This window comes from Pseudomonas hunanensis (assembly GCF_013393325.1).
Lineage (GTDB): Bacteria > Pseudomonadota > Gammaproteobacteria > Pseudomonadales > Pseudomonadaceae > Aquipseudomonas > Aquipseudomonas putida_P.
Genome location: NZ_QJRC01000072.1, coordinates 140,359 through 146,375, shown reverse-complemented (window position 1 = coordinate 146,375; position 6,017 = coordinate 140,359). Strand labels below are relative to the sequence as shown.

General features: G+C 56.1%; 11 protein-coding genes. All 11 read left to right on the top strand.

Going from position 1 to position 6,017, the window contains the following annotated elements; all coding sequences use genetic code 11:
• On the top strand, positions 1-1,143 hold a 1,143-nt coding region (gene tuf / locus DM807_RS06245; RefSeq protein ID WP_125924594.1), incomplete at its 5' end, for an elongation factor Tu.
• 141 nt (positions 1,144-1,284) lie between these two features.
• Positions 1,285-1,596 (top strand): 30S ribosomal protein S10, encoded by a 312-nt coding sequence (gene rpsJ, locus DM807_RS06240; protein WP_003186070.1) that lies wholly within the window; start codon positions 1,285-1,287, stop codon positions 1,594-1,596.
• 80 nt (positions 1,597-1,676) lie between these two features.
• Complete coding sequence (gene rplC, locus DM807_RS06235; protein WP_003255486.1) at positions 1,677-2,312, top strand: 50S ribosomal protein L3; 636 nt, start codon at positions 1,677-1,679, stop codon at positions 2,310-2,312.
• A 12-nt stretch (positions 2,313-2,324) separates the two neighbouring features.
• The gene (gene rplD / locus DM807_RS06230) at positions 2,325-2,927 is read left to right on the top strand and encodes a 50S ribosomal protein L4 (RefSeq protein WP_003255485.1); all 603 of its coding nucleotides are present in this window, start codon (positions 2,325-2,327) and stop codon (positions 2,925-2,927) included.
• A complete protein-coding gene (gene rplW / locus DM807_RS06225; protein WP_003255484.1) occupies positions 2,924-3,223 on the top strand; it encodes a 50S ribosomal protein L23 in 300 nt (99 codons plus the stop codon). Before rplD ends, rplW begins: the two co-directional genes overlap by 4 nt.
• 14 nt (positions 3,224-3,237) lie before the next feature.
• Positions 3,238-4,062, top strand: a complete 825-nt coding sequence (rplB, locus tag DM807_RS06220) for a 50S ribosomal protein L2 (RefSeq protein WP_008089816.1) — start codon at positions 3,238-3,240, stop codon at positions 4,060-4,062.
• A 16-nt stretch (positions 4,063-4,078) separates the two neighbouring features.
• Complete coding sequence (rpsS, locus tag DM807_RS06215; protein ID WP_003255482.1) at positions 4,079-4,354, top strand: 30S ribosomal protein S19; 276 nt, start codon at positions 4,079-4,081, stop codon at positions 4,352-4,354.
• 11 nt (positions 4,355-4,365) lie between these two features.
• Entirely contained in the window at positions 4,366-4,698 is a 333-nt protein-coding gene (gene rplV / locus DM807_RS06210) for a 50S ribosomal protein L22 (RefSeq protein WP_003103908.1), read from the top strand.
• 13 nt (positions 4,699-4,711) lie between these two features.
• Positions 4,712-5,398, top strand: coding sequence for a 30S ribosomal protein S3 (gene rpsC / locus DM807_RS06205; RefSeq protein WP_003255481.1), 687 nt, complete (start codon positions 4,712-4,714; stop codon positions 5,396-5,398).
• Between the two features lie 12 nt (positions 5,399-5,410).
• A complete protein-coding gene (rplP, locus tag DM807_RS06200) occupies positions 5,411-5,824 on the top strand; it encodes a 50S ribosomal protein L16 (protein WP_003255479.1) in 414 nt (137 codons plus the stop codon).
• Positions 5,824-6,015: a 50S ribosomal protein L29 gene (gene rpmC, locus DM807_RS06195; RefSeq protein WP_002555481.1), complete on the top strand. Its 192-nt coding sequence runs from the start codon at positions 5,824-5,826 to the stop codon at positions 6,013-6,015. Before rplP ends, rpmC begins: the two co-directional genes overlap by 1 nt.
• Positions 6,016-6,017 lie beyond the last annotated feature (2 nt).

Sequence of the window (6,017 nt, the reverse complement as noted above, 5' to 3'; positions counted from 1 at the left end):
ATCGGCCACGTTGACCACGGTAAGACCACTCTGACCGCAGCTCTGACTCGCGTTTGCTCCGAAGTTTTCGGTTCGGCAATCGTTGAGTTCGACAAGATCGACTCGGCTCCGGAAGAAAAAGCGCGCGGTATCACCATCAACACCGCTCACGTTGAGTACAACTCGACCATTCGTCACTACGCTCACGTTGACTGCCCAGGTCACGCTGACTACGTGAAGAACATGATCACCGGTGCTGCCCAGATGGACGGCGCGATCCTGGTTTGCTCGGCCGCCGATGGTCCGATGCCACAAACCCGTGAGCACATCCTGCTGTCCCGTCAGGTTGGCGTTCCGTACATCGTGGTCTTCCTGAACAAGGCTGACCTGGTAGACGACGCTGAGCTGCTGGAACTGGTCGAGATGGAAGTTCGCGACCTGCTGTCCACCTACGACTTCCCAGGTGACGACACTCCGATCATCATCGGTTCCGCTCGTATGGCCCTGGAAGGCAAAGACGACAACGAAATGGGCACTACCGCTGTTAAGAAGCTGGTAGAGACTCTGGACAGCTACATTCCTGAGCCAGTTCGTGCCATCGACCAGCCGTTCCTGATGCCGATCGAAGACGTATTCTCGATCTCGGGTCGTGGTACCGTTGTTACCGGTCGTATCGAGCGTGGTATCGTCCGCGTTCAGGATCCGCTGGAAATCGTTGGTCTGCGTGACACCACCACCACCACCTGCACCGGTGTTGAGATGTTCCGCAAGCTGCTGGACGAAGGTCGTGCTGGCGAGAACTGCGGCGTTCTGCTGCGTGGTACCAAGCGTGACGACGTTGAGCGTGGCCAGGTTCTGGTCAAGCCAGGTTCGGTCAAGCCGCACACCAAGTTCACCGCAGAAGTCTACGTTCTGTCGAAGGAAGAAGGCGGTCGTCACACTCCGTTCTTCAAAGGCTACCGTCCTCAGTTCTACTTCCGTACCACTGACGTGACCGGTAACTGCGAACTGCCGGAAGGCGTTGAAATGGTAATGCCAGGTGACAACATTCAGATGACTGTTACCCTGATCAAGACCATCGCAATGGAAGACGGTCTGCGCTTCGCAATCCGTGAAGGCGGTCGTACCGTCGGCGCCGGCGTTGTGGCCAAAATCATCGAGTAATCACTCGACCGATTGAAAAAACCCCCGCTCAGCGGGGGTTTTTTTTATTGGGTTGACACTAAATGGGGGCGTCTATAGAATCACGCCTCCTTTTAGCGGGCGTAGTGCGTCCGTTGGGAACAGCCTGGAGTCTGAAATCCAATGCAAAATCAGCAAATCCGTATCAGGTTGAAGGCTTTCGACCATCGCCTGATCGACCAATCCACCCAGGAAATCGTGGAAACCGCGAAACGTACTGGTGCACAAGTGCGTGGTCCAATTCCACTGCCTACCCGCAAAGAGCGTTTCACCGTTCTGGTCTCCCCGCACGTCAACAAAGACGCGCGTGACCAGTACGAGATTCGCACTCATAAGCGTGTTCTGGACATCGTCCAGCCAACGGATAAAACCGTTGACGCGCTGATGAAGCTTGATCTGGCGGCAGGTGTGGAAGTACAGATCAGCCTCGGCTAAGACTTCGGTCTAGTCGTGTAACGCTCTGAAATGGGCGGCCATAGCGGGTGAAAGCCCCGTACACTCATGAGGTTTACAACATGACTATTGGTGTAATCGGTCGCAAGTGCGGTATGACCCGCATTTTCACCGAAGAAGGTGTCTCCATTCCGGTCACGGTCATTGAGATCGAGCCGAATCGCGTCACCCAGTTCAAAACTGAAGAAACCGATGGCTACCGTGCAGTGCAAGTCACTGTCGGCGAGCGTCGTGCTTCGCGTGTGACTGCCGCTCAGGCAGGCCACTTCGCCAAGGCCAACGTTGCCGCTGGTCGCGGTGTTTGGGAGTTCCGTCTTGAAGAAGGCGATTTCCAGGCTGGCGATCTGATCAAAGCTGAACTCTTCACTGCAGGCCAGCTGGTTGACGTTACTGGTCAGTCCAAAGGTAAAGGCTTCGCCGGTACCATCAAGCGCTGGAACTTCCGTGGTCAGGACAACACCCACGGTAACTCCGTGTCGCACCGTGTTCCTGGTTCTATCGGCCAGTGCCAGACTCCTGGTCGTGTGTTCAAGGGCAAGAAGATGTCCGGTCACATGGGCGCCGAGCGCGTGACTGTTCAGTCCCTGGAAGTAGTTCGCGTAGACGCTGAACGCAACCTGCTGCTGATCAAGGGTGCCGTACCTGGCGCTACTGGCGGCGACGTGGTTGTACGTCCAGCTGTCAAGGCTCGCGGTTAAGGGGAAACTGACATGCAACTTAATGTAAATGACGCTCAGGCGATCGAAGTTTCCGAACTGACTTTCGGTGGCGAATTCAACGAGACGCTGGTTCACCAAGCAGTCGTGGCCTACATGGCCGGCGGCCGTCAGGGTACCAAGCAGCAGAAGACCCGTTCCGACGTGGCTGGTGGCGGTAAGCGCCCATGGCGTCAGAAGGGTACTGGTCGTGCTCGTGCTGGTACCACTCGTGGTCCGATCTGGCGTGGCGGTGGTGTAACCTTCGCAGCTCGCCCTCAAGATCACTCGCAAAAGCTCAACAAGAAGATGTACCGCGCAGCTCTGCGCTCCATCCTCGCTGAGCTGGTGCGTAGCGACCGTCTGGTCGTGGTTCAGGACTTCGCTGTTGAAGCACCGAAAACCAAAGATCTGCTGAACAAGCTGAACGGCATGGGTCTGAGCGACGTACTGATCGTCTCCGACGCTGTTGATCAGAACCTGTACCTGGCTGCTCGCAACCTGCCGCACGTCGACGTACGTGACGTACAGGGTTCCGACCCGGTCAGTCTGATCGCATACGAGAAAGTGTTGATCACTGTCTCGGCCGTGAAGAAATTCGAGGAGCTGCTGGGATGAACCAGGAACGCGTATTTAAAGTCCTCCTTGGCCCGCACGTTTCCGAGAAGGCTACCGTTCTGGCTGAGAAAAAAGGCCAGTTCGTATTCAAGGTTGCTACCGATGCAACCAAGCTGGAAATCAAGAAAGCTGTCGAAGGCCTGTTCAACGTAAAAGTTGAAAACGTGTCGACTGTTAACGTTCTGGGTAAAACCAAGCGTACCGCACGTGGTCTGGGCAAGCGTAATGACTGGAAGAAGGCGATCGTATCCCTTCAGCCAGGCCAAGATCTCGATTTCAGCAGCAGTGCTGAGTAAGGAAGGGGTGCATCATGGCAATCGTTAAATGCAAACCGACTTCCCCTGGCCGCCGTTTCGTGGTCAAGGTGGTCAACAAGGAGCTGCACAAAGGCGCTCCTCACGCACCGCTGCTCGAGAAGAAATCGAAGTCTGGTGGTCGTAACAACAATGGCCGCATTACCACTCGTCACGTTGGTGGTGGTCATAAGCAGCATTACCGTCTGGTCGACTTCCGTCGCAACGACAAAGATGGCATTCCAGCCACTGTCGAGCGTATCGAATACGATCCAAACCGTACTGCTCACATCGCCCTGCTGTGCTATGCAGACGGTGAGCGTCGCTACATCATCGCCCCTAAAGGCGTGAGCGCTGGCGACCAGCTGATCGCAGGTGCCCTGGCCCCAATCAAGGCCGGTAACTCCCTGCAGCTGCGTAACATCCCAGTAGGTAGCACCATTCACGGCGTCGAACTGAAGCCGGGTAAAGGTGCTCAGATCGCTCGTTCCGCTGGTGCTTCGGCTCAGCTGATCGCTCGTGACGGCGTATACGTGACTCTGCGTCTGCGTTCCGGTGAGATGCGTAAAGTACTGGCTGAATGCCGTGCGACCCTGGGTGAAGTCTCGAACTCCGAGCACAGCCTGCGTTCGCTGGGTAAAGCTGGTGCCAAACGCTGGCGCGGCGTTCGCCCAACCGTTCGTGGCGTTGCCATGAACCCGGTTGACCACCCGCATGGTGGTGGTGAAGGTCGTACCTCCGGTGGTCGTCATCCGGTATCGCCATGGGGCTTCCCAACCAAGGGTGCTAAAACCCGTGGTAATAAGCGTACCGACAACATGATCGTCCGTCGTCGCAAGTAACTAGAGGGATACGACAGTGCCACGTTCTCTGAAAAAAGGTCCTTTTATCGATCTTCACCTGTTGAAGAAGGTCGAAGTGGCGGTGGAGAAGAACGATCGCAAGCCAGTTAAAACCTGGTCGCGTCGCTCGATGATCCTGCCACAAATGGTCGGTCTGACCATCGCGGTTCACAACGGTCGCCAGCATGTTCCAGTTCTCGTGAACGAAGACATGGTCGGCCACAAACTGGGCGAGTTCGCCGGTACCCGCACCTATCGCGGGCACGTGGCTGACAAGAAAGCCAAGCGTTAAGGGGTAAGGAAATGGAAGTAGCCGCTAAGTTGTCGGGCGCTCGCATCTCCGCCCAGAAAGCCCGCTTGGTCGCCGACCAGATCCGCGGGAAGAAGGTGGGCGAAGCGCTCAACCTGTTGGCCTTCAGCAGCAAAAAAGCCGCTGAAATCATGAAGAAAGTCCTCGAGTCGGCCGTTGCCAACGCCGAACACAACGAAGGCGCAGACGTTGATGACCTGAAGGTCTCCACCGTCTTCGTCAACGAAGGGCGTTCGCTGAAGCGCATCATGCCACGTGCCAAAGGCCGTGCTGATCGCATCGTCAAGCGGTCTTGCCATATCACTGTCAAGGTTGCGGACAAGTAACGGAGTCGATCAGATGGGTCAGAAAGTACATCCCACTGGCATTCGCCTGGGAATCGTCAAGGAGCACACCTCCGTCTGGTACGCAGACGGTGCTACTTACGCAGATTACCTGTTGAAGGATCTGAAAACGCGTGAGTACCTCCAAGACAAACTAAAAAGCGCGTCCGTAAGCCGTATCGATATTCATCGTCCGGCTCAAACTGCACGCATCACCATCCACACCGCTCGTCCCGGTATCGTTATCGGTAAGAAAGGTGAAGATGTCGAGAAGCTGCGTCAGGACCTGACCAAGCAGATGGGTGTGCCTGTGCACATCAACATCGAAGAGATCCGCAAGCCGGAACTCGACGCTATGCTGGTTGCGCAGAGCGTAGCTCAGCAGCTGGAACGCCGCGTAATGTTCCGTCGCGCCATGAAGCGCGCAGTACAGAACGCCATGCGTATTGGTGCCAAGGGCATCAAGATCCAGGTGAGCGGTCGTCTCGGCGGTGCTGAGATTGCTCGTACCGAGTGGTATCGCGAAGGTCGTGTGCCTCTGCACACCCTGCGTGCCGATATCGACTACAACACCTACGAAGCTCACACCACTTACGGTGTGATCGGTGTGAAGGTTTGGATCTTCAAAGGCGAAGTTATTGGTGGTCGCCAAGAAGAACTGAAACCACAAGCACCAGCGCCTCGTAAAAAAGCTGCTAAGTAAGGGGTACGCCAAATGTTGCAACCAAAGCGTACAAAATTCCGCAAGCAGATGACTGGCCACAACCGTGGTCTGGCACTGCGCGGTAGCAAAGTCAGCTTCGGCGAATTCGCTCTGAAAGCTGTTGCTCGCGGTCGCCTCACCGCTCGCCAGATCGAGTCCGCACGTCGTGCGCTGACCCGTCACGTTAAACGTGGCGGTAAGATCTGGATCCGTGTGTTCCCGGACAAGCCGATCTCCAAGAAGCCTCTCGAGGTTCGTATGGGTAAAGGTAAGGGCTCCGTGGAATACTGGGTTGCCCAGATTCAGCCAGGCAAAGTCCTGTACGAGATCGAGGGTGTTTCTGAAGAGCTGGCGCGCGAAGCTTTCGCCCTGGCTGCTGCAAAGCTGCCTCTCGCCACCTCCTTTGTTAAGCGGACGGTGATGTGATGAAAGCGAATGAACTTCGTGAAAAATCGGCACAGCAGCTGAACGAGCAACTGCTCGGCTTGCTGCGCGACCAGTTCAATCTGCGTATGCAGAAAGCAACTGGCCAGTTGGGGCAGTCGCACCTGCTCTCGCAAGTTAAGCGTGACATCGCTCGCGTGAAAACTGTGCTCAACCAGCAGGCAGGTAAGTGATC